The organism is Thermocrinis ruber (assembly GCF_000512735.1).
GTDB classification, from domain to species: domain Bacteria; phylum Aquificota; class Aquificia; order Aquificales; family Aquificaceae; genus Thermocrinis; species Thermocrinis ruber.
This window is the reverse complement of sequence record NZ_CP007028.1, coordinates 831,064-854,039: the sequence shown is the minus strand read 5'-3', so window position 1 is coordinate 854,039 and position 22,976 is coordinate 831,064. Positions and strand designations below refer to the sequence as shown.

Genomic DNA, 22,976 nt, shown 5'->3' with positions numbered 1-22,976 from the left:
GAGCCCATGAGATATGGTTCCCATCAGTTTGGCATAGAATCTTGCCTTGGCTTGAATAATAGAAATTGTTTAGGTACGGTTTATAATTTTAAACACCATGCATATAAGGATGGCGGAATCTCCCACGGAGGGACATCCGGACAAGGTGGCAGACCTCATTGCAGACGCCCTTTTGGATGAGTTCTTAAGGAAGGACCCTTACAGCAGGGTTTCTTTGGAGGTGATGGTAATATCGGGCATGACCTTTGTGGCGGGGCATGTATCCACCGAAGGCTACGTGGATATTCCGGGAATCGTTAGGAGCACTATAAAGGAGGTAGGCTACAACAGACCGGAGCTTGGTTTTGATGCGGATGCTTCCGCAGTGATCATATCCATAGAGGAGCAAAGTCCAGAAATAGTGCTTGGGCTCTCCCAAGAGGGTGCGGGAGATACTGCGGTGGTGATAGGTTATGCTTGCAACGAAACGGAAAGCTACATGCCACTTCCAATAAGCTTAGCCCACTTTCTTTCTAAAAAGTTGGCAGACCTTCGCAAAACGGGAAGGGCACCCTTTTTAAGACCGGACGGAAAAGCCCTTGTTACAGTTGCTTATGAAGGCACGAAGCCACTCTTTGTGAAAGACATCATACTCTTTGCCCAGCATGACCCAGATGTGTCTTTGGAAAAGCTAAAGGAATACCTGGTAGAGGAAGTGGTAAAGAAGGTGGTGCCAAGCAGGTATATAAGCAAGGAAACCAGAATTCTTGTTAATCCCTCCGGCAGGTTTGTGCTTGGAGGTCCTGTGGCTGACGTAGGGCAGACAGGGAGGAAGATCGTCTCCGACGCCTACGGAGACACCGCCTACTCGGGAGGAAGTGCCTTTTCGGGCAAAGACCCTACAAAGACCGACAGGAGCGCATCCTACTTGGCAAGGATGATGGCAAAGCATGTGGTGGCTGGAGGCTTTGCGGAGCGTTGCCTTGTTCAGTTGGCTTATGCCTTTGGCGTCAGCGAGCCCATTGCCTTTGATATAGAAACTTACGGCACCGAAAAGGTGGAAAAGGAGAGAATAAAGGAAGCCCTGCGGGAAATTTTCCCATTAAACCCAAGGAGGATGATAGAATTTTTGGACCTGAGAAAGCCCATCTACAAAAAGACCGCCTGCTACGGACACTTTGGCAAAGAGGAGCTCCCCTGGGAAAAGCTAACTAAGCTGGAGGAACTAAAGGAAAGGCTTGGAGGAGGTATTCAATGAAAACGGGCATAGTCTATGACAACATATATCTGGAGCACAACGAAAGGGGACATCCCGAAAACAAAGATAGGCTTATAAGCATAGTGCAAGAGATAGAAAACAGCGGGCTTTTTAAGCATCTACAGAAGATCAAGCCAAGAAGGGCAACGGTGGAGGAAGTGAGCTTAAACCACGACATAAGTTACATCCAAGAGATCCACGATTTTTGCGCCTCAGGAGGAGGATATTTGGACCCAGACACCTACGCCAACAGTATGTCTTATGAAACTGCCCTCTATGCGGTGGGTGGAGTGCTTGAGGGCATTGACCGGCTTTTGTCTGGGGAGGTCTCTGCAGTCTTTTGTGCCATAAGACCACCGGGGCATCACGCAGAAAGGTCAAGGGCTATGGGCTTTTGTCTTTTTAACAACATAGCCATCGGCGCCCACTACCTATTAAAAAAAGGCTTTGATAGGATTTTCATAATAGACTTTGATGCCCATCACGGCAACGGCACCCAAAAGAGCTTCTACGAAGAAGACAGGGTCTTTTACTTCTCCACGCACGAATATCCCTTTTATCCGGGCACAGGCTCTGCAGAGGAAAAGGGCGTAGGAAAAGGCTATGGCTACACTTACAACGTGCCCTTGAGCGCAGGGACAGGGGACGCAGAGTATGAGGACATATACACCAACTTGGTACCCAAGCTAATTTACGAGTACTCCCCCCAATTTCTTTTGGTCTCCGCGGGATATGATATCCACAAAGATGACCCGCTAACCTTTTTGAACGTTAGCACACAGGGTGTGGCAAAGATCGTGGAAAGCATTCTAAAGACCGCCAAGAGAATGGACCTGCCCGTGCTTTTTGCCCTTGAGGGAGGCTACAACCTAAAAGCTTTAGGAGAGTGCGTTGCGATAACCATTGAAAAAATGCTGGAGGCTTGAATGCTAAAAAAGGTCAAACACTACCTTTTTCAATTTTTATCTTTCGTGCTGGTGGCCTACGGCTTTTATCTGCTCTTCCTTTTACTCCTTGACACATTTTTAAGGATAAACAGAACCTTGGCATTTCCCATTTCTGCTCTGATAACCTTAGTTTTAATTGCCCTTACAGTTCTCTATTACGTAAAGCACAAGAGGTTGCCCTTATAAGAACATTCAAAAATCCTTATATAAGTCCTTGTTATGCACACTTAAGAAAAAATTAAGATAAGACTGCTAACCAATGCTTATACTTTATTTGTATGATAAACAAGCTCATTAATAGCCTTTTCCTGTTGCTCTTTGCGTGGGTGGGCTTTGCCCTTGCAAACCCAGTAGAGCAGACTATTCAAAGGGCGGTATCCGAAAACAAGCTAATAGCCTTCTACTTCAAAAGTCAGTTTTGCCCATACTGTTCTCAAGTAGAGGAATTTGTTTTCTCTGATGAAGAAGTATCAAAAAAGCTAAGGAACTTTCTCTTTGTGGAACTGGACATTAGGTCCGAGGAAGGGAGCAAGTTGGCAAGAAGGTTTGGCGTGCCCGGAACTCCCACTCTTGTAATATACGACCCAAAGCAAGACAGGGTAGTTAGCCTTATCTTTGGTAGCAGACCCAAAGGAGACTACCTAAACACAATAAATAAAGCTTGCAAACTTTATAGCATAAAAACCTGTTAGGAGGTATAGCCATGAATAGGAGGAAGTTTTTACTGCTCAGCGCAGTAGCAGTAGCGGGGCTTACCTTTGCCCCAGCCATTAAGCCTGCCTTTGCCGCTTCCAAGCTTGAAGAGGAAATCAAAAAGAGGCTTGGAGTGGAGCTAAAGGCAATTAAAGAAACAGCAGAGATCAAGCTAACCGCTCCCACCATTGCAGAATCTGGTGCCAATGTGCCCATCACCGTGGAGGCGGACATACCAGTAGACAAAGTGGAAAGGCTTTGGATCTTCGTGGACAAAAACCCTATTCCTTGGGTAACGGACGTGAAATTCACGCCCCAAAATGGACAGGTGTTCCTGTCCACAAGGATCAAAATGGGAGAGACATCCAACGTTAGGGCTATTTTGCAACTAAAGGACGGCACCTTTGTAATGGCAACCAAGGAGGTTAAGGTAACCGCCGGTGGTTGCGGATAAAATAAGCTAACAAACTGAAAATCCTATAAAGGAGGTGTCCGAATGGCTACAGGAACAGCTATAGTCCGTGTGCCAAAAGAAGTACAGAAGGGACAGGTTATTAGGGTGCAAATGGTCATCACCCACCCTATGACACCCACAAGGAGGGATCCCCAAACCGGTCAGGAAACTCCCGGGCATTTCCTGACCAAGCTCCAGCTCTTTTACAACGACCAGCTTGTAAGCGAAATGAACATGGCAGCAGGTATTAGCGCCAATCCGTTCATAGCTCTGCCCTTAAAGGTGGAGAGCTCTGGAGTGATAAAGATCGCTTACGAAGACAACAGGGGCGGAAAGTGGGAAAAGACTGCGGAGATAACCGTTAAATAAGGAGGTAAAAACCATGAGGAAAATATTTTTGACCTCCGCGGTTTTTGGGCTCGCTTGTGCGGGCCTTTTGGGCTACCAAGCCGTTAAAGCCCAGGATCAAGAGCTGTCTCCCGAAGAGGAGATCAGGCTTGTGCAAGAGTTCAACAGGATGATGGCGGAGGGAATAAACCCCGGTGAGATATGGGCGGAGATGGGTAAGGAAGCCTTCAAGAAGTACAACCTTGATAAGTGCGACTTTGGGCTTGGACCGGGTAAAATAGAGGGTGCGTTGGCACAGCTGCCGAGGTATTTCCCTGACGCCAAAAGGGTGATGGACCTTGAGACTAGGATCGGGTGGTGCCTTCAGCAGTATGCGGGCATGACGCCAGAACAGGTTAAAAAGTTTGTCACACAGTGTTGGGGTAAGAGCCAATGTATGAGTGAATACGACGCCATAGTTATGTATGTGTCTATGGCTTCTAACGGATACAAGATCAACGTTAATCTCAAAGACCCACAAGTTAAGCGTATGTATGAGATAGGTAAGCAGATTTACTACGCAAGGCTTGGACCTTGGGATTTCAACTGTGCTACCTGCCATGCGGGTCAAAAGGAAGTTAGAATAAGGGCAACAGTGCTCTGGAGTGCGGACAGAGGGGAGGCAGGAAAGGCGGTAGGAATATTCCCAAAGTATTTGGTGCGGTGGGCTCAACCCATGACCCTGCACTACAGGTATGCGGAATGTATGAGACAGATGAGATGGCCCACCTTTGAACCCCACTCAGACTTGGCGGTTGCACTGTCTACCTTTTTGTATGGCAACGGCAACGGCACAGAGATAAAAGTTCCAGGCATAGGGAGGTAAAAGAAATGAGAAAAGCACTGTTTTTAGGACTTTTAGCCATTGGCTTGGTTGGTATTTCCCCCGCCCAACAGAAAAAACAACCCACCAAAAAAGAGGCTGGAGTGAAGCCGGAAGAGGTTAGGCAAGTGCTCCTTTCTGGCTTTGAACAGGACCCAAGGTTCCTATGGAAGTTAGAGCAGGACGAGTCCCAAAGGATATGCTCCCAGTATCCCTCAAGGGAAGCCATGCCTGCCCAAGCAATACAAAGAGTTATAGAGCTTGAAAACAAGAATATAAAATATCCTCAGTGGGGCATCGCTTGGGGAGATTGGAAAGAAGGTAAAAAGCTGGTGGATAGCGCAAGGGGTGGAAGGTTTGCGAGCTATGGTTTTTCCGACAAGCCCACCGACAAGGGCGGGAACTGCTACGCCTGCCACCTTATAGAGAAGGGCGTTCCCGGTGGAACCATGGGACCACAGCTAACTGGTTATGGGAAAAGGTATGGCATAACCAAGGAGAATATGAACAGTCCTGAGGGTTTGGAAAAGCTAAAGACGGTCTATAAGATCATTTATAACGCTTGGCATGCCTATCCCTGCTCCTCTATGCCTCGCTTTGGCTATCATGGAGTGCTGTCTCCCGAGGATGTTATAAACATAGCCACATACCTTTTACATCCCGAATCGCCCGTCAATAAGTAAAAGCTTGGGGGCTCTGCCCCCTCTATTTTTCGTAGGAGGGAAAAATGCTATCAAGAAGGGAATTACTCGGATACTCAGCGGTAATAGCCCTTGGCTTTAGTGGGTTGTCCTTTGGCAAAAAGCCAAGCTTTGAGAGGCTTTTGGATACTAAGCCCTACGGTAATGTGTCTTTGATCTTTACTTCAGACATCCATGGGCACCTAAAGCCCGTCTATTTCCCCGAGCCGATGAACCTTATTGCCCCCGAGAACCTAAAGGGAACACCCGGCTTTTTGACGGGTATGGACTTTCTCAGGTATTACAACCTAAAGCCCAACACAGTGGAAGCCTACACTATGACCTGCATGGGCTTTTTGAGGTTAGCCAAGGAGTATGGAAAAACGGGCGGTGCCCCTCAGATGGCAACGGTTATAAAAACATTGGTCAATCAGAGGGGAAGGGACAGATGCCTAATACTTGACGGTGGAGACACTTGGGTGACCTCTGGCATAGCCCTAAAAACCGACGGAATGGCAATAGTGGATTGGCTAAACTATGTGGGCTACGACTACATTGTTGCCCACTGGGATTTGACAGTAGGAAAGGAAAAGTTTTTGGAGATCGTCAATAAACACTTAAAGGCTAAATTTATCTCTTACAACATAACCGACGATACCTTTGGTGACCTCATATTCCCACCCTACGACATAAAAGAAGTTAATGGTGTAAAAGTGGGCATCATAGGAAGCTCTTTCCCATTTACTCCCTTGGCAAACCCGAGGGTTTATACAGAAGGCTGGCGTTTTGGCGTAAGACCGGAGGAACTACAGAACTATGTGAACGAACTCAGGGAAAAGCACAAGGTGGACCTGGTGGTGCTACTTTCCCACGACGGCTTACCCCTGGATATAGCCCTTATGAAGATGGTAAAGGGTATAGATGTGGTGATCTCTGGGCACACCCACGATGTAACGCCCACTCCGGTAAAGGTGGGAGATACCCTAATTGTCTCCCCCGGAAGCCACGGAAAGTTCGTGGGAGTGATGGACCTGGAGGTCAGAAACAAAAGGCTGGTGGGCTATAGGTTCAAGCTTGTCCCCATCCTTGCGGATGTTATCCCCGAAGACAAGGGTGCTAAGGAACTGGTGCAAAAATGGTATAAACCTTACGAGAAGGAGTTCAACGAAGTTATAGCCACCACAAGGACGTTCCTCTACAAGAGAGATACCTTATACAGCACTTGGGACAGGCTCATAGGCGAAGCCTTGGCGGACTATTTCCACGGTGTGGATGCGGTAATGAGCTTGGATGTGGCGACCTCCCCCGGCTACAGGTGGGGACCGGCAGTTTTACCGAACAGTCCCGTAAGGGTTGAGGATGTTTATAATGTGCTCGGAATTACCTATCCTCAAGTATTCTTGCTCAAGAGGAAGGGCAGAGACCTTTTGGTGCTCTGGGAGGATGTGGCGGACAACGTGTTTAATCCCAACCCTCTATACCAACAGGGCGGAGATATGTCAAGGATATACGGCGTAGAGTATGAGCTAAAGGTAAATGCCAAACAGGGAGAGCGTATCAGGAATGTAAGGATCAAGGGCAAACCTTTGGAAGAGAACAAAGAATACCTGGTGGCGGTTTATGGAGGACCACCCCCACCCGGAGTGCAACCAGAGAAGGCGGACATAAGGGAGATTGTAATAAACTACATTAAAAAGAAGAAAGAGTTGGTGGTGGAAAGAAAGCCCAATGTGAAGGTTTTAGACCACCCATACAACACAGACTGCTACTGGAGGTAAAAAATGGCAAAGTTTCTTGTTCTTTTCCTCTCCCTCTTTTTCTTTTCCTTTGGAATGGACCCAATAAAGGTGATGTACCTTACCTACCCTCTGAAGGAAAGGGACTTCAAGAAGGCGGTGGATGATGTAAAAAAAAGAATAGAGGAAAAGGGAATAAAGGTTATAAGGGTCCTTACCATCTCTGACGCCATAAGGGCACGGGGCTCTGAAGACTTTCCTAACTACTATGTGATCTTTGGCTGTGAAATGCCAGAGATGAAAAGCATTCTCCTTAAGGCTCCTGTCCTCAGCAATGTGGTGCCCTGTAGCGTAGTGGTGCATCAATCAAAGGATGGAAAAATCTACGCAACCCTGATAAACGAAAATGTTTTTCTCTCTAAGTATGGCAACAGGCTAAACAAAGAGGAAAGGTTGGCAGTAAGAAAAACCTACGGACAGCTCAGGGCGGTACTCTCCGAAAAGAGCGGGAAAAAGCTAAAGGCGGTTAGAGTGCCCCCACCAAAGGAGGAGCTTGTGTATGAAGAGGAGGTAAAAGGCTTAGGATACGATGAGTTTAAAACCCTCTTCAAGACCTCCTTGGACGGGGTAAACATGAACGTGCTGGATGTGATAGAGGTATCCCAAGAGAGCCCCAAGTTTTCCATATTCTTGGCGTGCAACCTCTCTTACGGAGAGGCAATCCTTAAGGATATTCCTCAGTTTGGCACCTTGGCACCCTGCCGGGTCTATACTTATGAAAAGCCTAACGGGACGGTGGGCGTAGGCTACATAAACATCCCGTTCCTCCTACAAACCTACAGCAAGTACCTCAAAGAGGACAAGGCAAACATCTTCCGCAAGGCGGACCAAGACATAAAGTCTGCCATAAAGGAGGCAAGGGGTGAGTAGGCTTTTTAGCCTACTGCTCCTTTTTCTTTCTATATCTTTTGCAATTCCCAAGCATGTTAAAGAAACTTTAAAGGAGCTTAGCCCGGGCATATACGGGGTCTTTGGTGTTTATGAACAGGTAAGCCCAAAAAACAGAGGCTTTATATCCAACGCCTACTTCATCATCACAAGGGATGGAGTTATAGTCTTTGATGCTCTCAGCACTTACAAACTGGGAAAAGAGCTCGTAGAGACCATACAGACAAAGACCAAAAAACCCATAAAGTATTTGATCATATCCCACTATCACACAGACCACTTTTACGGAGCAAAAGCCTTTAAAGAAAAGGGAGCCATCATCATAGCCCATCCCTACGCCTTGGAGTATTTGGGTAGTGATGAAGCCCAAAGGATGTTCAACGCAAGGTTGGGCGTGCTCGGAAAGGATTTAATGAAGGGCACCGTGCAGTTAGCCCCAGACCTCTTGGTAGATAAAAGCTTGGTGATACTGTTGGGAGGAGAACGGTTTGAAATCCATCACTGGTGTAAGGCGCATACCAATGGAGATTTGGTGCTTTGGATTCCCTCAAAGAAGGTTCTCATATCCGGGGACATAGTCTTTGGTGGAAGGGTCCCCTTCCTTGGCTCGGGTAATTCTAAAAGTTGGATAGAATGCTTGGACAAGATACTTGAGCTGGAGCCAGAAGTTCTCCTGATAGGTCATGGAGAGCCTCTCTTTGGAAAGGAAAACATCAAAAGGCAGGTAGCGTGGACTAAAAAGTACATCCAAGACATAAGGAGCGTGGTGAGAAAGCTCTACGAAGAGGGATTAAGCGTGGAAGAGGTTCGTGCAAGAGCCAACGAAGAGATGCTAAAGATAGACCCAGCTTATTCCCAATTGCCCGTTTTCTTTGATGTTAATCCGGTCAATGCCTATCACCTTTACTTTGAGATAGAGAGGGAAGTGCTCTTTGAGAGCAAATAATTTAGTTCAGCATTGCTAATATCTGATGCCTTAGTATGTGGGCTGGTCTATAGTCTGGGGCGATCTTGATGGCGGTTTCCAGCTCCTGCAGGGCGTCCTTGAACATACCCTTTGCCAGATAGACACGGGCAAGGTTTATGTGTGGATAGTGCCTTGGTTCGTAATTTTTGGCGGTTATAGCCTTTTTCAGCCAAGGAATAGCTTCGTCATACCTTCCCAAAGCGATAAGGTATGAGCCTATATCATTGTAGGGATTGCCAAAATCTGGGTCCAGTTCTATAGCCTTCAAGCACAGTTCTATGGCGGTTTCGTAATCTCCCTTCATGCTGTATGCCCAACCCATAAAGGTGTATATTTGAGCGGTTGGATAGATTTCCGCAGCCTTTTCGTAAAGTTCTATTGCCTTATCAAGCTCGCCCGCCATGTGAAGTATGTAAGCCTTCTGAAACAGTTCTTCTGCAGACCTCTTCAGGTCTTCCATGTTTACTCCTCCTTCTGGATTAAATATAATCTGGCTAATAAAATTTGACAATGGGAAACTAAAATATCTCCAAAGCAAAAGAGCCTAGCTACCACCTCTGCACCAAATGGGTGTTAAATTATTAAGCTGGCAATTGCTTTATCTTTAATATTTTTCCTAAGCTCAACCACCTTACCCACCACCATAACCGCAGGAGGTTTAACATCAGGAGGCTCCTTTGCGAGCCCTTCTAAGGTGCATACCACAAGCCTCTCCTCAGAGGTGGTGCCCTTTTCAATAAAAGCTACGGGCTCCTTTGGGTCCCTTCCCACCTCTAAAAGCCTTTGGGCGATCAACTGCCTCCTTGAAACCCCCATCAGAAAAACCAGTGTATCTATGCCCTTTAAACACTCCCAGTTTATGCTGGACCTCCCTTTCCTTGGGTCCTCATGCCCCGTTATCACCGCAAAGGAGGAAGAAATTCCTCTGAAGGTCAAGGGTATGCCCGCAGAGGTTGGCACTCCTGTTGCTGAGCTTACGCCCGGAATAACCTCAACCTCTATACCATGTTCAGCAAGGAAGAGCATCTCCTCTCCTCCCCTTCCAAAGACGAAGGGGTCTCCACCCTTCAGCCTAACAACCACATCCCTTTTTTGGGCATACTCAAGCAAAAGTTTATTTATTTTTTCCTGTTCTAATGTGTGGTAGCCCTCTTCCTTTCCCACGTACATGAGCTCGCACTCGGGTTTTGCGAAGGTAAGAATTTCTGGATTTATGAGCCTGTCGTAAATGATAACATCCGCAGATTTTATTAGCCTGAGGGCTTTTAAGGTCAGCAATTCTACATCTCCAGGTCCTGCCCCCACTAAATACACCTTACCCATCGCTGAGGACCCTCTCTAAAATGTCCAGGGCGTAAATTAATCTTTCCTTTTCAGGATATAAAACCTTTAGAACTCCATATTTGAATAGCCTTTCCGCGGTAGTATGTCCCATTGCAATTACAGGAAGTTGACCCAAGGCTTTAATAAGCTCTGATCTTTTAGAGTTTTCTTCAGCCCTTTTGAACACATAATCCACCTGATAGGCTGAGGTAAAAAGGACAGCAGAATAAAAGCCATTCATCAACTTTTCTATGAACGCATCCATCTTAGTTAGGTTCACCTGATACTTGTAAACCCAAACTTCAAGCACAGAAGCACCTTTACTTAAAAGAAAGGCTTCCAAATCGGGTAGCTTTTCACCATACATCTGAATAAAGACCCTCAAGTTGGAAAGGTTGGCATCCTTTAGCTTTTCTATTAGATCGTGAGTGCTTTCAACATAAATAAAGTTTTTAAAACCTTCCGATAAAAGGACACCTCTTGCCTTATAGCCCCTTACAAACACTTTACCAGATTCCATTAGAACCTTTAGCCTTTTGTCTAAATTGAGCTCCTTAGCTTTCTGAAAGATTAACTGGGTCCCCTCTCCCGTGGTGAAATAAAACACATCCGGCTCCTGGTCCAGAGCTTTTTTTATGTTCTCCGCCATCACATTTTCAGGCAATTTTTCCATAATAACCACATCCTCTATAAAAGGCTCAAAACCAAGCTCAAGGACCTTTTTGGCTATATCGTCCGCCCTCCTTGTAGCACATATGGCTACCCTTTTATTTTTCATGGCATTTTTACCTCTACTTCTATAAACTTCAGTTCGGGCTCCTTTGAAAAGGGATCTGATTCATCTCCTATTAACGCGTTCACACCTCCGTATCCAAAGGGTGCAAAAAGGTGTCCCCTTTTTACATCTCCAAGGCGCACCCTTAACTGCACCTTTCCTTTATCAGAACTAACCTCAACCACATCATCCTCCGAAACTCCGAGCGCCAAAGCATCCTCTTGGCTCATAAGTAAAAAAGGTTCTTCTTCACCTTTTAGTAGTTCTTCACTTTTTCCTGTCCTTGTCATTGTGTGCCACTGATTTTTTGTTCTGCCAGTGATAAGTATGAACTTTGCGGGTCTGTGCTTATAGGGAGTTGGATACATCTTAGCCCTTCCGTTGTCTGTGGGAAACTTTAGGTCCCAATAAAGCCATCCTCTTCCCCATCTCTTTGGTAGAACATCGTAGGAATAACTTGAAATATCGCACAACCTTCCTTCTGTTAGTTCCTTAAGCTCTTCAAAAACATCCTTAGAGTTCTCATAAGGAAAATATTTTTCAAAACCAAGATGATGGGCAAGCTCTTTAAATATCTGCCAGTCTGGTTTTGCAAAGCCCGGCGGTTCAGAAAATTTTTCACAAAAGGTTAGCGTCCTATCCGACCCTGTCATTACACCCTCCTTCTCACCCATCTGTGCAGCTGGGAGGAGCAAGTTGGCAAAGGAGCAAGCCTCATTCCAGTAGGCATCCTGAACAACCAGAAAGACTTTCTCCAAGGCTTTCTTTACCTTATTAAGGTTGGGCAATGTAAGGGCAGGGTTAGTGCATACTACCCACAGGAATTTGATTTTCCCATCCAGCATAAGGTCTATGGCTTCGGTGATGGTGGGACCTGGCTGGGCTTTGATGGTGCCCTTTTCCAAACCCCAGAAACTTTCTACAAAGGTTCTATCTTCTTCATTCCTTACATCCCTGTATCCGGGCAGTCCGTTGGATAGGTATCCCATTTCTCTACCACCCATGGCGTTTGGTTGTCCGGTCAGAGAAAAGGGACAGCCTTTATCGTTTAATCTTCCTGTGGCAAGATGTAAATTTATTAGGGCGAGGTTCGCATAAGTTCCCTGGGAAGACTGATTCAAACCCTGACACCAGAAGGATATGAGCTTTTTACTAAAGGCATAAAGCTCAGCAAGTTTGTATATATCCCTTACCTCCACATCGCATATTTTTGATGCTACCTCGGGAGGATGGTTAATACACTCTGCGATGGCATCCTCAAATCCTTCCACATATTGTTCTATAAACTGTTTGTTTATCCATCCTTCTCTGTATAGGATGTAAAGCACCGAGTTAAAGAGGACTATGTCTGTTCCAGCCCTAAGTTGTATTTGAATGTCTGCCTTCCTTGCGGTCTCCGTCCTTATTGGGTCAATTACCACCACCTTTGCACCTTCGTTTTTTCTTTTTAATACCCTTTTGAAAAGCACCGGATGGGTCCATGCGGCGTTGGAGCCTGCAAACACAAAGGCATCCGTATCATCCACATCCTCATAAGTGCATGGAGGACCATCGGAGCCAAAGGCTAACTTGTAGGCAACCACTGGAGTAGCCATACAGAGCCTTGAGTTGGCGTCTATGTTGTTTATTCCCAAAAAGCCTTTAACAAACTTGTTGATCACATAAATATCCTCTGTCATCAACTGTCCCGAGACATAGAAATAAAGCCCTTCTCTCTCTATTTCCGTTAGCTTTTGTCTCAAAATTTCGTAGGCGGTGCCCCAGTCAATTTCTACAAAGGGCTCTTTTTTATCCTCTCTATACATAGGTTTAAGAAGCCTCCCCTTGTTCATAACCTTTGGATAGTAGAGAGGCTTTTTACACACATCCCCAAAGTTTGCAGGGTGGTCTTTATCCCCCCTCACCCTCCCCTCCCCCATGAGGAGGCCACAACCCACGCCGCAGTATGGACACTGAAATTTCGCACTCATGCGGTTTTCCTAAGAACTGTAGTTAAGTAGTAGAGGAGCTTTTCTTTTGTTTCTATATACTCCCTTAGCTTTACAATCTCCGCCCTAACCCGCGGTCTTGGGATGTTTACCTCTACCACATCAAAGACCTTTGCAGAAGGTCCATTGCTGAGAACAACCACCTTGTCAGAAAGGTATAAAGCCTCCTCTATGTCGTGGGTCACCATAATGCATGTTAGCTTGCTTTCCTCCCATATACGCAAAAGCTCATCCTGTAAAATAGCCTTTGTAAGGGCATCCAAAGCACCAAAGGGCTCGTCCAGCAATAACACTTTAGGTTCCACCGCCAGAGCCCGTGCTATGGCAACCCTCTGCTTCATCCCACCGGAAATTTGGCTTGGCTTTTTGTGTCTATGCTCATAAACTCCCACCAAGTTAAGGTAATGTTTTACCCTCTCCTCCATTTCCTTTTTGCTCAGACCTTTCAAGACAGACTTTACAGCCACCATAACATTGTCCCATACGCTTAACCAAGGCAAGAGGCTGTAGTTTTGAAAGACCACCGCCCTGTCGGGTCCTGGAGAGACCACCTCCTTACCATCCAGGATCACACTGCCCGTAGTTGGCTCTGTAAGCCCTGCCACTATGGAAAGCAAGGTGGATTTTCCACATCCAGAGTGCCCTATAAGGCTTATAAACTCCCCTCTGTTTATGAGAAGGTTTATGTCCTTGAGCACTGTATAACTTCCAAAGTATTTGCTAACATTAAAAATTTCCAAGTATGCCCTCATATTTGAACCCTCCTTTGGAGATAGCTAAAGAAGTAGTCAAGGATAAAGCCCACAACCCCTATTAGCAAAATGGCAGAGATCACATTATTTAGGTTCAAGGCGTTCCAAGAGTCCCATATGTAAAAACCTATGCCAGTGCCACCAGCCAACATTTCAGCGGCTACTATCACCATCCACGCTATACCTATGCTGATCTTTAAACCTGTTAGCATGAAGGGTAGCGTGTAGGGCACCACCACATACCTGAGGTATCTTAGTGTTGAAAACCCAAAGACCTTGGCTACATTTTTGTAATCCTCTGGCACAGAGGAGGCACCATAGGCGGTGTTCAGTAGCGTAGCCCAAAGGGAGGTTATGGCAATGGAGAAAACCGCAGCTTTGTCGGAGGCTTGAAACACTGCAAGACCAATGGGAAACCATGCGAGAGGAGAAACAGGTCTGAGAATTTGAATTATAGGATTGAACATAGCACGGAGCTTGCCGGACATACCTATCAAAAAGCCAAGGGGAATGGCAATAAGGCTACCGATAAAAAAGCCCGTAAGCACTCTCCTGAGGGAATAGTAGATCTGCCAGCCAATACCTTTATCGTTGGGTCCCGCATCGTAAAAAGGCTTCTTTAAAAGCTCAAAGAGGTTGCTAAATACCTGCGGTGGTTGTGGAAGCTCTTTGACAAGAAAGTATGTTAAAAGCCACCATAAGATGACAAAACCCAAGAAACCAAGCATAGCAAGGAGTATGGACTGTGAATACCTAAATAGCCTCATGTTTAAACCTCCCTAACCGCATACTTCTTTATAGAGCCCTCAGGGTCGTTGGGGTCAAAGACCACACCGTCTATAAAGCCCGTTAAGGGCTTCATGTCATCCTTCGGTATGGGTATGTTCATCTCCTTTGCCACGCTAACATAAAAGTCCTGTTTGATTATGGTATCCACAACAGCCTTGTAGTTGATCTGTTCTTTGACCATTTCCCACCTTCTGAACTGGGCTAAGAAGAAGATGCCATAAGATTTTTTGGGAAAGGGCACCTCTCCGTTTTTATAATAGAGCATATAGTCATCCTTGTAGGTATGCTTTCCAACGCCAAGGTCGTAAATACCTAAGAGCCTAGCTTCTAAGGCATCTGCAGGAGCATTTACATACTTTGCCTGGCTCAAAACCTTTGCAAGCTCTTTTCTGTTTTTCATGTCGTCGCACCATCTGGCAGCCTCCAGCACCGCCTTCGTTATAGCCTTCACCTCTTCTCTGTTCTTTTCAAAAAACTCGTTGTTAAAAGCCAGGACCTTTTCGGGATGGTGCTTCCACACATCTTGGGTGGCAAGGTGTGAGAAACCTACTCCTTCTCTCACAGCTACCGCATTCCAGGGCTCACCAACACAAAAGCCATCCATCCTTCCCACCTTCATGTTTGCCACCATTTGAGGCGGTGGGTTTGGAATAACCCTTACATCTTTGTTTGGGTTTATGCCACAGGCGCCCAACCAATACCTCAACCATATATCGTGCGTTCCTCCCGGAAAGGTCATTGCAAAGGTGCATTCACCCTCCTTTGCTATAATTTCCTGAACTGCCTGTTTTACGTTTTTAATATCCCTAAAGCCCACCTTGCCCTTGAACTTGTTGGCAAGCGTTATTGCCTGCCCGTTGAAATTTATCACCATAACTATGGGTATAACTTTGCCCTTTGGTCCTCCAACGCCCGTATAGACAGAAAGCGGAAGACTGAAAAGAGTGTGGGCGGCGGTTAGCTCACCATTGAGAAGCTTATCCCTAACATTGGGCCAACTTGCCTCCTTAGTCACCTCCACATCCACTCCATACTTTTTATACAGCCCAAGCTCCTTTGCCATAACAACGCTCCCACAGTCGGTGAGGGGTATAAAGCCGATCCTCATTTTCCCCGCACCTTTTGAAATATAAGGACCCATAAGGGTGGCACCTACGCCTGCGGCAAAGCCTTTGACAACCTCTCTGCGTGTTAGCATTGTTTTCACCTCCTACCCTATTACCTGCAAAAACAATACCAGAGGTATAGAATGTTTAAACGCTTGCCTGCCAATAATTTTGTTTAGATCTGGTCATTTTCTATTTTGTATAAATGCTAACAAAAATGTAAAAATGTTAGCAATTCTTACCATGGAACATTCCGGTATCCATTCTCCTAAGCTTTAAAGAAAACTACAACACATGGCATGCTTTTTGCAGAATGTAAGTTTGGAGGTGAAAGTATGAAGGTTGTGATAATAGGTGCAGGAATGGCAGGGAGTGCCCTTGTGGATGAGCTTTTAAGCCTTGAGCCATCCCTTGAGATCCATCTCTTTGGAGAGGAAAGGACGCCCCCTTACAATCGCATATACCTAACAGACCTTCTGGCTGGGGCAAAACTGCCCAGCCAATTACTTTTAAAGAGCCTTCAGAAGTTTGAAGAGGAAGGCATAAAGCTTCATTTGGGAGAAAGGGTAGATAAAATATTCCCAGAATCAAAGAAGTTTATAACCTCAAGGGGTAAAACATACTCTTATGACAGGCTGGTTATAGCCACGGGTAGTTTGCCAAATGTGCCTCGTATATCGGGCTACGAAAAGAAGGGAGTTTTCTTATTCAGAACCCTTGAGGATGTCTTTGGCATACTGGAGGTGGCAAGAATATCAAAGAGGGCTGTGGTGATAGGAGGAGGACTTCTTGGCTTGGAGTGTGCCAAGGCTCTAAGGGACATTGGGCTTGAGGTGTATGTGGTGCATATTCTGAACATTCTTATGGAACAGTGGTTGGATGCAACCGCAAGTGAAATGCTTCAGAAAAAGCTTGAAAGCTTTGGCATTAAGGTTCTTTTGAACAAAAAGACGGAGGAGATACTAGGAGAAAGGTGGGTAAAGGGCGTTAGGTTCGCCGATGGGGAAGTTTTGGAGACAGACCTGGTGGTTATAGCAACGGGTATAAAACCGAACACAGAACTTGCACAGAGGAGCGGACTAAAGGTCCGCAGGGGAATATTGGTAAATGATTTTCTTGAAACTTCCGTCAATTACATCTACGCGGTGGGGGAATGCATTGAGCATAGAGGCAAAACTTACGGCACACTTTATCCCATAATGGAACAGGTAAGGGTATGTGCCAAAAACCTTGTCTATGGCAATGTGGAAAGATACGAAGGGTCTTTAGACTACAGCGTGTTAAAGGTGGCGGGCGTTAGGTTGATGTCCGCAGGAAAGGTCCATGAAGGCAAAGATGATCAGGTATTCCTCTATAAGGATGAGGAAAATTACAGGAAGGCGGTTATTAAAGATGGGAAGTTGGAAGGTTTTATTCTCTACGGCAACCTTAAGGGAAGCGAAAGATTTATGGAACTCTTGCGAACAAAGGGAACCATAGACGACCCCTTCTTCCTAATAAGGGACCTGCTCATAGAAGAAAGGAAGGAATGGAAACCGTCGGACATAATTTGCAACTGCAATGTGGTGAGCTACGGAGAAATTTTAAAAGCCATACAAAAGGGCGCCAAAACATTGGAGGATATCCAAAGGGCTACAAAGGCTTCTACCTCGTGCGGTAGCTGTGCAGTTGTTGTAGAGGAAATTCTTAGAAAGCATGCAACGTTAAAGCCAGCAAGAATAAACAAAGTTGAAGAATACAAAAAGCAAAAACATCCCTTTGAAAGGGGACTTTTGAAAAAGCTTGAAGAGTGGAAGGATTGGCAGGAGAGCCCGGAGGAGGATAGAGACATTGGGCTAAAATGGTATGGCATCTTCTACAGAAAGGCAACGCCCGGCTACTTTATGGTGCGGATAAGAATAACCCACGGAAGGCTCACATCGGAGCAGGCTAAGATAATAGCCCACCTTTCAAAGAAGTTCGGCAAAAATGACGTAGACCTTACCTCAAGACAACAGGTTCAGCTAAGATGGATAGAGCTTAAGAACCTTCCCGAAGTGCTGATGGCTCTACAAACAGTTGGTCTGACAACTTTACAGACTGGAATGGATAACATAAGAAATATAACGGGAGACCCCCTCTCGGGGCTCGTAGAGGAATCGGTTATAGATACCATCCCCATAGCTAAGAACATTGAAAGGCTATTTTTAGGGAAAAAGCAATACGCGGACCTCCCAAGAAAATTTAACTTGGCTATCTTGGGCTCAAAGGTGGACGCTGTTAATTGCAAATATAACGACCTTTGTTTTTACCTAGCCCAAAAGGACGGTCTGATAGGCTTTAATGTTTATGCAGGTGGGAAGATAGGCTCCGGAGGACCCATAGCTGGCTTTGACTTGAACATCTTTGTAAGACCGCACGAAGTCTTGGACATAGCCAAAGGGATTTTTGAACTGTATTCGGATATGGGAAACAGGGAAGATAGGAATAAAAACCGCCTGTATTTTTTGATAAAAGAATTGGGCGTTGATGGTTTTAGAAAAGAGCTTGAGCAGAGGCTCATGAAAAACTTATGGAGAAGGGGAGAGGAGCTTGTCCAAAAGGTTGGTGAGAGATGCGGGATAATAAGGCAAAAGAACGGGCTGTATGCGGTGAGCCTTGTGGTTCCAACGGGCATTTTTACTGGGACCGACCTTGAAAGAGTGGCAGAGCTTGCCAAAAGGTATGGAAGCGGTGAGATCAGGCTTTCTACATACCAAAACCTTTACATAGTTAATGTGCCGGAGGAAAACCTTAACGGGCTTCTTGATGATGAATTGTTTGAAAGATATAGGATCTCAAACAGCCCTTATTTTGAAGGGCTTATGGCTTGTCAGGGAAGCAGGACATGTGCCTTTGGGGTCATAGAAAACAAACCTGACGCCATAAAGCTTGCCAACTACCTTTCGGAGAGATTACCAAGAGAGGAACCCATAAGAATGCACTGGTCTGGTTGCGCCAAGGGTTGCGGACAGCACGGTGCGGGAGACATAGGCTTTGTGGGCACCAAGGTAAAGATAAACGGAGAAGTAAAGTTGGCGGTGGATGTGTTCTTGGGAGGCGAAAAGGTTGGCACAGTGCCTCTGGATGATTTGGATGTGTATGTGGAAAGACTCTTAAAGGAGCGCTCTGTTCATTGAAGAATTCAAAGGTTTAGCAAATTGAACATAAACTCCAAGCTCAGGTCGGAGAAGGATTCGCAGATGGAGGGGTGTGTGTAGTTGTTGGAAAAGAAGAACTGGTCCCAGAGGGCACTTCCGATAATGGCAGAGGCTATGTTCATGGGCTCGCTTACGCACTCACCTAACATAGAAGAGTAAGAGAGCCTTTCTTCTTCGTCCACAATAATGCTGATCATACCGTTCCATCCGTTCACAAAGCTCTTTGTGTTGGCGTTTAAGGTCTTAACTATTCTCCTGCCTTCCTTCATACTTCCCACAAAGCCCAATTCCAATGCAGAGCATATTACTACGGGCACCAGCTCCGGTCTGTAGGGTTGCGGACATCCCATTATACACTGACAGGCACTCTTTGCCTTGGCTATGGCATGGGATGCACCCATAGGCTTTGTTATGTCTCCCACCGCATAAACATTTTGAAGGTTCGTTCTCATGTAAGGTGAAACCTTTACATAACCCTCCTCGTCCCTCTCAAGGAAGGGAAATTCCTCCTCACAGAGGTTTGGGACCCTACCGGTTGCCTTTACAAGAAGGTCTGCGTCTTCGTTGGTTGTGGTGAATTTTACACCGCACATCTCCAACTCCCTTTCAAGCTTTTCAACGAATTCTTCTTCCACTGGATAATCTTTCAAAAGCCTCCCCTCCACCTTTAAGAACACTTCAAAGCCGAAGACGGAGAGTATAAAAGACAGCTCGCAGGCGGTAGCACCAGAGCCCTCAATGAGGATCTTTCCTTTTGGCTTAACTTTGCCCGTTAGAAGGTCCTCCGCGCTTACGCCAGCCTCTTTTTGTCTTGAACCGCAGGCTAAAATAATGTGGTCTGCTTTAAGGTAAGTGTTTCTCCCAACCTTGATGACCTTTTCATCCACAAGCTTTGCGGAACCCTCCACAAGGACAATACCCTCCTTTTTGAGTAAAAACTTTGCGTTTTCTTCTATCTTATTTATCCTTTCTCTAACCTTAAGGAGGGCCTTTTCAAAATCCAAAGGGACAGAAACTCCTAGACGCTTTTTTAGAAAGTGAGCGGAGCGCGCGATCTGATACATACCCTCCTTTGGTATGCAACCCCTCTGAAGGCAAGTACCACCCAGTTTTTCCCTTTCTACAAGTGCTGTTTTAAAACCCTGTCTTGCAAGGATCAAGGCGCTGGTGAAACCACCCGGACCACTGCCCACCACAACCACATCAAAGTGCTTTATCATCCGTGGTCCTCCACTCCGTAGATTTTATGCAAAAAGCGTGCCAACATAGGGTAAAGCTTAAAGCCATGAAAAATCAAGGGCATGTCCTTAGAACTCGCTCAAGGACTGAGCACAGCTGTTCAAAAATTAAGCAATGCTCAATAAAAGCCATCACTGCTTAAGCAGACCACCTATGCCAAAACCAGAAAGCTTCATGAGCTGGGAGTAAAACTCCTTTATGGGTCCCTTAGGAATTATCACCCCTCCGCTCTGAGGAATGTGCGCACCTTTGAAAGGACTTCAGGGTCTATCATTTGGATAACTCCTAAAGTTTTTTTATACCAAGGGGGCACAAGCCCCCAGTTAGATTTAGGTTTTGAAGTCGTTTATGGGCAGTAGGGAGGTGTTCTTGAGCACATCCTGCAGGTTACCCTTTAGCTTTCTTACTGCCACCCTTGAAGCCTTATACCAGGGTATGGTGGTTTTGGGGTCTGTGTAGTCGGTGGTAAGGTGATTGAGGGAACCCTTCCAGTGATACATTATGCCGTATATCGTTCCGGGAGGAGGTGCGTCGTTCACATACACAAGGGCTATGGCGTTGCCCTCCAAGTTATATACCTCTACAATATCTCCGCTCTTAATTCCAAGCCTTTTGGCGTCTTCCGGGTTCATCTCTATGTAGGGCAAGGGTATGGTATAGACCTTCTCAGGCAGATACCTGTCGTTGTAGCCCGTTTGCCAAATTATCTGTGATCTTCCGTTGGTAAACCAGAAGGGGAATTTCTTATCATTTCCATCTTTGAAGTATTTGGTAATCTGGGGTGGGTAGAACTTCATGGGGTCGGGATCCCATGGGTCTGTGCCATACCACTTGAACTTACCATCCGGTGTGCCAAACTTGTGCACATACCTTCTCTTTGTGCCCACAAGCTCTCCCGTCTTGGGGTCTATGCGAACGGGAGTCTGTATGCCCTTTTGTCCTACCTTTCTGAGATATTCGTAGGTCACACCTTTGTAGCACTCTGCGGGTAGCATTGCCTCGTCTGCCTCCGAGACCCTGTTGTTCGGAAACTCACTTGCTCCGTCCAAGAATACTTCCTCCGCACTCTTCCAGTCCATACCCGCACAGTATTTGGCCTCTTCGCGGTTTCCTTCCGCCTCGTATAGTTCCTTCATCCTGGTAGCTATCCTTCCCCAAATCCACCAGTCGGGCTTAGCCTCTCCGGGAGGTGCCATAAATTGGTCTGCGATCCTGAGAAGCCTGCTGTTGCAGTTTATGTGGGTGGTAGGTGTTTCTCCCCAGCCCGCTGCGGGTAGTATGACGTGGGCATCCCTTGCGGTTTCAATCTCATACATGTTTATAACCACCATGAACAGACCGTCCGTCTTTTCAAGACCTTCAAGGATCCTCTTTGCCCTCTCCTCAGAGCCGGAGGGCTCTCCTGCCAGCTTTGCCTGTTCAGAGAGATATCTTGTAAGCGCAAGCGTCCTTTCGTGCACCCTCTTCTTATAGGCTTGAGAGTTTGGTGTGGAGAGATACGGGTCTGTTCCAGCCACGAAATAAACCTTCGCCCTTGGGTCGTTCTTTACATACTCGTCTATGTTGGGTGGTGGTCCTCCTGCGTATATGGAGCCCACAAGTTTTGCCCTGGATTTGCTGTGAGGTCTTACATAGCCTTCTTGGTGTCCGCCCTGCCTTCCACAGCCTGTGCCGGGCTTTCCGTAGTTTCCAGTAAGTGCAGCTAGTTGGGCAATGGCTGCAATGGTGTCGTAGTTCTTATAGCCCCATATTACACCCTTTTCGTATATGATAAGAGTTCTCCTTCTAAAACCTCCTGCTTTGGGCTTGGCGATCCACTCCGCTGCCTTTTCTATGTCTGCCCTTTTGACGCCCGTTAGCCTTTCCACCCTGCTCATAAACTCATCGTAAGGGACATCAAGCATTAGGGATTTCTTCTTGTAATCTTCAAAGGTTTTCAGATCTGTTCTCTTTTCCACAAACTCTTTGTCCCACCATCCCTTTTCCCAGACAGCCCTTGCTATGGCGTTGGCAAGCACATAGTCTGTTCCAAGGTTTGGTCTAAGGTGGAGGACCCTATCGGGTGCCACTGCTTCAGCAACCGTTACGCTGGCAGTTCTCCTGGGGTCCACGATGATCATCCTTGCGGGTTCTGCGGGCTCTCCCTTCAGATACTCTTTCTTCTTTTCCTCTATGGTTGCACCTTGGAGGTTTGGTAGCATGTGCTCTGTGTAGAAGACAGATGCGGTTTCAAAGGAGTTAGCACCCCAAAGCACGATGGTGTCCGCGAGCCTTGCGTCCTCGTAGGTGTAGTTAAGCTCGTGGGTTCCCCTTTCCCTTTGCCCCCAGACCTCGGAGTTATAGGCGGGTCTGTTGTGAATAGAGAGCATTCTGGTGCCCACAGCTACGAAGAAGAACTTTCCTACCGCCCAGTTGTCCTCAAAGCCAGCGCCAGAGTTTCCATGGTCGTGGATCTTCATCGCTATAGAGTCCGGTCCCCATTTGTCCTTGACGCCCTTCACTACCCTTGCGATAAGGTCTATGGCTTCATCCCAGCTAACGGGCATAAACTGATCACCAACCCTTATCAGAGGATAGTGTAGCCTGTTTCTGGTGGGCTTTGTGGGTGAATAGGCTGCCTGTGCGTTGGTTCCACCCCTTATGGAGTAGTTTCCTCTGTTTATGGGCGAGTCCTTCGCGGGCAGTATGAGTATGTTGTAAAGCTTGCCGTCTTCACCCTTTACTACATTGTACATAGTTTCAGTTATTGATTGGGTTTGCAGGGCTACTCCCTGCTTGGTGAAGTCTATACCCAGGGCGTTCTCCTCGGGCTTTAGACCACCCTCCTTGCCTATAGGCCACCTGTAGACATAGTAGCCACAGCCCACATTACAGTATTGGCAGACGGTGACAAATTTTTGGGCATCCTTTGGTGGTATTGGTATGCGGTCCATTCTTGGAAACAGCGCCATGG

At 46.4% G+C, this 22,976-nt stretch carries 21 protein-coding genes; 12 read left to right on the top strand and 9 right to left on the bottom strand.

Annotated features, from left to right (window positions below):
- Positions 1–97 precede the first annotated feature (97 nt).
- The 11 genes from metK to THERU_RS04595 all read left to right on the top strand — a co-directional run bounded on the left by metK (position 98) and on the right by THERU_RS04595 (position 8,851).
- On the top strand, positions 98–1,237 hold the full coding sequence (gene metK, locus THERU_RS04645; protein WP_025306114.1) for a methionine adenosyltransferase: 1,140 nt from the start codon (positions 98–100) through the stop codon (positions 1,235–1,237).
- A complete protein-coding gene (locus THERU_RS04640) occupies positions 1,234–2,163 on the top strand; it encodes a histone deacetylase family protein (protein ID WP_025306113.1) in 930 nt (309 codons plus the stop codon). The genes metK and THERU_RS04640 overlap by 4 nt, the downstream gene beginning before the upstream one ends.
- A complete protein-coding gene (locus THERU_RS04635; RefSeq protein ID WP_025306112.1) occupies positions 2,164–2,370 on the top strand; it encodes a hypothetical protein in 207 nt (68 codons plus the stop codon). It abuts the gene before it with no gap.
- A gap of 92 nt (positions 2,371–2,462) precedes the next feature.
- Complete coding sequence (locus tag THERU_RS04630) at positions 2,463–2,876, top strand: thioredoxin family protein (RefSeq protein ID WP_025306111.1); 414 nt, start codon at positions 2,463–2,465, stop codon at positions 2,874–2,876.
- Positions 2,877–2,887: 11 nt separating this feature from the next.
- Entirely contained in the window at positions 2,888–3,331 is a 444-nt protein-coding gene (gene soxY / locus THERU_RS04625) for a thiosulfate oxidation carrier protein SoxY (protein ID WP_025306110.1), read from the top strand.
- A gap of 42 nt (positions 3,332–3,373) precedes the next feature.
- Positions 3,374–3,700, top strand: coding sequence for a thiosulfate oxidation carrier complex protein SoxZ (gene soxZ, locus THERU_RS04620; protein WP_025306109.1), 327 nt, complete (start codon positions 3,374–3,376; stop codon positions 3,698–3,700).
- Positions 3,701–3,713: 13 nt separating this feature from the next.
- Complete coding sequence (gene soxA / locus THERU_RS04615) at positions 3,714–4,544, top strand: sulfur oxidation c-type cytochrome SoxA (RefSeq protein ID WP_025306108.1); 831 nt, start codon at positions 3,714–3,716, stop codon at positions 4,542–4,544.
- Positions 4,545–4,549: 5 nt separating this feature from the next.
- The gene (gene soxX / locus THERU_RS08325; RefSeq protein ID WP_025306107.1) at positions 4,550–5,224 is read left to right on the top strand and encodes a sulfur oxidation c-type cytochrome SoxX; all 675 of its coding nucleotides are present in this window, start codon (positions 4,550–4,552) and stop codon (positions 5,222–5,224) included.
- A 44-nt stretch (positions 5,225–5,268) separates the two neighbouring features.
- Positions 5,269–6,999: a thiosulfohydrolase SoxB gene (gene soxB / locus THERU_RS04605; protein WP_025306106.1), complete on the top strand. Its 1,731-nt coding sequence runs from the start codon at positions 5,269–5,271 to the stop codon at positions 6,997–6,999.
- 3 nt (positions 7,000–7,002) lie between these two features.
- On the top strand, positions 7,003–7,887 hold the full coding sequence (locus THERU_RS08480) for a DUF302 domain-containing protein (RefSeq protein ID WP_025306105.1): 885 nt from the start codon (positions 7,003–7,005) through the stop codon (positions 7,885–7,887).
- Positions 7,880–8,851 (top strand): MBL fold metallo-hydrolase, encoded by a 972-nt coding sequence (locus THERU_RS04595; protein WP_025306104.1) that lies wholly within the window; start codon positions 7,880–7,882, stop codon positions 8,849–8,851. The genes THERU_RS08480 and THERU_RS04595 overlap by 8 nt, the downstream gene beginning before the upstream one ends.
- 1 nt (position 8,852) lies before the next feature.
- On the opposite strand, the gene THERU_RS04590 is transcribed toward THERU_RS04595, so the two are convergent.
- From THERU_RS04590 to THERU_RS04560, 7 genes are all read right to left on the bottom strand, one after another.
- A complete protein-coding gene (locus THERU_RS04590) occupies positions 8,853–9,332 on the bottom strand; it encodes a tetratricopeptide repeat protein (protein ID WP_025306103.1) in 480 nt (159 codons plus the stop codon).
- Between the two features lie 113 nt (positions 9,333–9,445).
- Complete coding sequence (gene cobA / locus THERU_RS04585; protein WP_025306102.1) at positions 9,446–10,195, bottom strand: uroporphyrinogen-III C-methyltransferase; 750 nt, start codon at positions 10,193–10,195, stop codon at positions 9,446–9,448.
- The gene (locus THERU_RS04580) at positions 10,188–10,973 is read right to left on the bottom strand and encodes a uroporphyrinogen-III synthase (RefSeq protein WP_025306101.1); all 786 of its coding nucleotides are present in this window, start codon (positions 10,971–10,973) and stop codon (positions 10,188–10,190) included. Before THERU_RS04580 ends, cobA begins: the two co-directional genes overlap by 8 nt.
- Complete coding sequence (locus THERU_RS04575) at positions 10,970–12,940, bottom strand: molybdopterin oxidoreductase family protein (RefSeq protein ID WP_025306100.1); 1,971 nt, start codon at positions 12,938–12,940, stop codon at positions 10,970–10,972. The genes THERU_RS04580 and THERU_RS04575 overlap by 4 nt, the downstream gene beginning before the upstream one ends.
- Positions 12,937–13,710 carry an ABC transporter ATP-binding protein gene (locus THERU_RS04570; RefSeq protein ID WP_025306099.1) on the bottom strand — a complete coding sequence of 258 codons (774 nt, stop codon included), beginning with the start codon at positions 13,708–13,710 and terminating at the stop codon, positions 12,937–12,939. Before THERU_RS04570 ends, THERU_RS04575 begins: the two co-directional genes overlap by 4 nt.
- Entirely contained in the window at positions 13,707–14,477 is a 771-nt protein-coding gene (gene ntrB, locus THERU_RS04565) for a nitrate ABC transporter permease (RefSeq protein WP_025306098.1), read from the bottom strand. Before ntrB ends, THERU_RS04570 begins: the two co-directional genes overlap by 4 nt.
- A 2-nt stretch (positions 14,478–14,479) precedes the next feature.
- Entirely contained in the window at positions 14,480–15,697 is a 1,218-nt protein-coding gene (locus THERU_RS04560; protein WP_025306097.1) for a CmpA/NrtA family ABC transporter substrate-binding protein, read from the bottom strand.
- Positions 15,698–15,940: 243 nt separating this feature from the next.
- Between THERU_RS04560 and THERU_RS04555 the strand changes: the two genes are divergently transcribed.
- Positions 15,941–18,763 carry an FAD-dependent oxidoreductase gene (locus THERU_RS04555; protein ID WP_025306096.1) on the top strand — a complete coding sequence of 941 codons (2,823 nt, stop codon included), beginning with the start codon at positions 15,941–15,943 and terminating at the stop codon, positions 18,761–18,763.
- A gap of 5 nt (positions 18,764–18,768) precedes the next feature.
- On the opposite strand, the gene THERU_RS04550 is transcribed toward THERU_RS04555, so the two are convergent.
- Positions 18,769–20,004: an FAD-dependent oxidoreductase gene (locus THERU_RS04550; RefSeq protein ID WP_025306095.1), complete on the bottom strand. Its 1,236-nt coding sequence runs from the start codon at positions 20,002–20,004 to the stop codon at positions 18,769–18,771.
- A gap of 348 nt (positions 20,005–20,352) precedes the next feature.
- Positions 20,353–22,974 (bottom strand): arsenate reductase (azurin) large subunit, encoded by a 2,622-nt coding sequence (locus THERU_RS04545; RefSeq protein WP_025306094.1) that lies wholly within the window; start codon positions 22,972–22,974, stop codon positions 20,353–20,355.
- Positions 22,975–22,976: the final 2 nt, after the last annotated feature.

Coding starts and splice junctions, on each gene's coding strand:
- metK (WP_025306114.1), top strand. CDS start 98: ATGCATATAAGGATGGCGGAATCTCCCACGGAGGGACATCCGGACAAG.
- THERU_RS04640 (WP_025306113.1), top strand. CDS start 1,234: ATGAAAACGGGCATAGTCTATGACAACATATATCTGGAGCACAACGAA.
- THERU_RS04635 (WP_025306112.1), top strand. CDS start 2,164: ATGCTAAAAAAGGTCAAACACTACCTTTTTCAATTTTTATCTTTCGTG.
- THERU_RS04630 (WP_025306111.1), top strand. CDS start 2,463: ATGATAAACAAGCTCATTAATAGCCTTTTCCTGTTGCTCTTTGCGTGG.
- soxY (WP_025306110.1), top strand. CDS start 2,888: ATGAATAGGAGGAAGTTTTTACTGCTCAGCGCAGTAGCAGTAGCGGGG.
- soxZ (WP_025306109.1), top strand. CDS start 3,374: ATGGCTACAGGAACAGCTATAGTCCGTGTGCCAAAAGAAGTACAGAAG.
- soxA (WP_025306108.1), top strand. CDS start 3,714: ATGAGGAAAATATTTTTGACCTCCGCGGTTTTTGGGCTCGCTTGTGCG.
- soxX (WP_025306107.1), top strand. CDS start 4,550: ATGAGAAAAGCACTGTTTTTAGGACTTTTAGCCATTGGCTTGGTTGGT.
- soxB (WP_025306106.1), top strand. CDS start 5,269: ATGCTATCAAGAAGGGAATTACTCGGATACTCAGCGGTAATAGCCCTT.
- THERU_RS08480 (WP_025306105.1), top strand. CDS start 7,003: ATGGCAAAGTTTCTTGTTCTTTTCCTCTCCCTCTTTTTCTTTTCCTTT.
- THERU_RS04590 (WP_025306103.1), bottom strand. CDS start 9,332: ATGGAAGACCTGAAGAGGTCTGCAGAAGAACTGTTTCAGAAGGCTTAC.
- cobA (WP_025306102.1), bottom strand. CDS start 10,195: ATGGGTAAGGTGTATTTAGTGGGGGCAGGACCTGGAGATGTAGAATTG.
- THERU_RS04580 (WP_025306101.1), bottom strand. CDS start 10,973: ATGAAAAATAAAAGGGTAGCCATATGTGCTACAAGGAGGGCGGACGAT.
- THERU_RS04575 (WP_025306100.1), bottom strand. CDS start 12,940: ATGAGTGCGAAATTTCAGTGTCCATACTGCGGCGTGGGTTGTGGCCTC.
- THERU_RS04570 (WP_025306099.1), bottom strand. CDS start 13,710: ATGAGGGCATACTTGGAAATTTTTAATGTTAGCAAATACTTTGGAAGT.
- ntrB (WP_025306098.1), bottom strand. CDS start 14,477: ATGAGGCTATTTAGGTATTCACAGTCCATACTCCTTGCTATGCTTGGT.
- THERU_RS04560 (WP_025306097.1), bottom strand. CDS start 15,697: ATGCTAACACGCAGAGAGGTTGTCAAAGGCTTTGCCGCAGGCGTAGGT.
- THERU_RS04555 (WP_025306096.1), top strand. CDS start 15,941: ATGAAGGTTGTGATAATAGGTGCAGGAATGGCAGGGAGTGCCCTTGTG.
- THERU_RS04550 (WP_025306095.1), bottom strand. CDS start 20,004: ATGATAAAGCACTTTGATGTGGTTGTGGTGGGCAGTGGTCCGGGTGGT.
- THERU_RS04545 (WP_025306094.1), bottom strand. CDS start 22,974: ATGGCGCTGTTTCCAAGAATGGACCGCATACCAATACCACCAAAGGAT.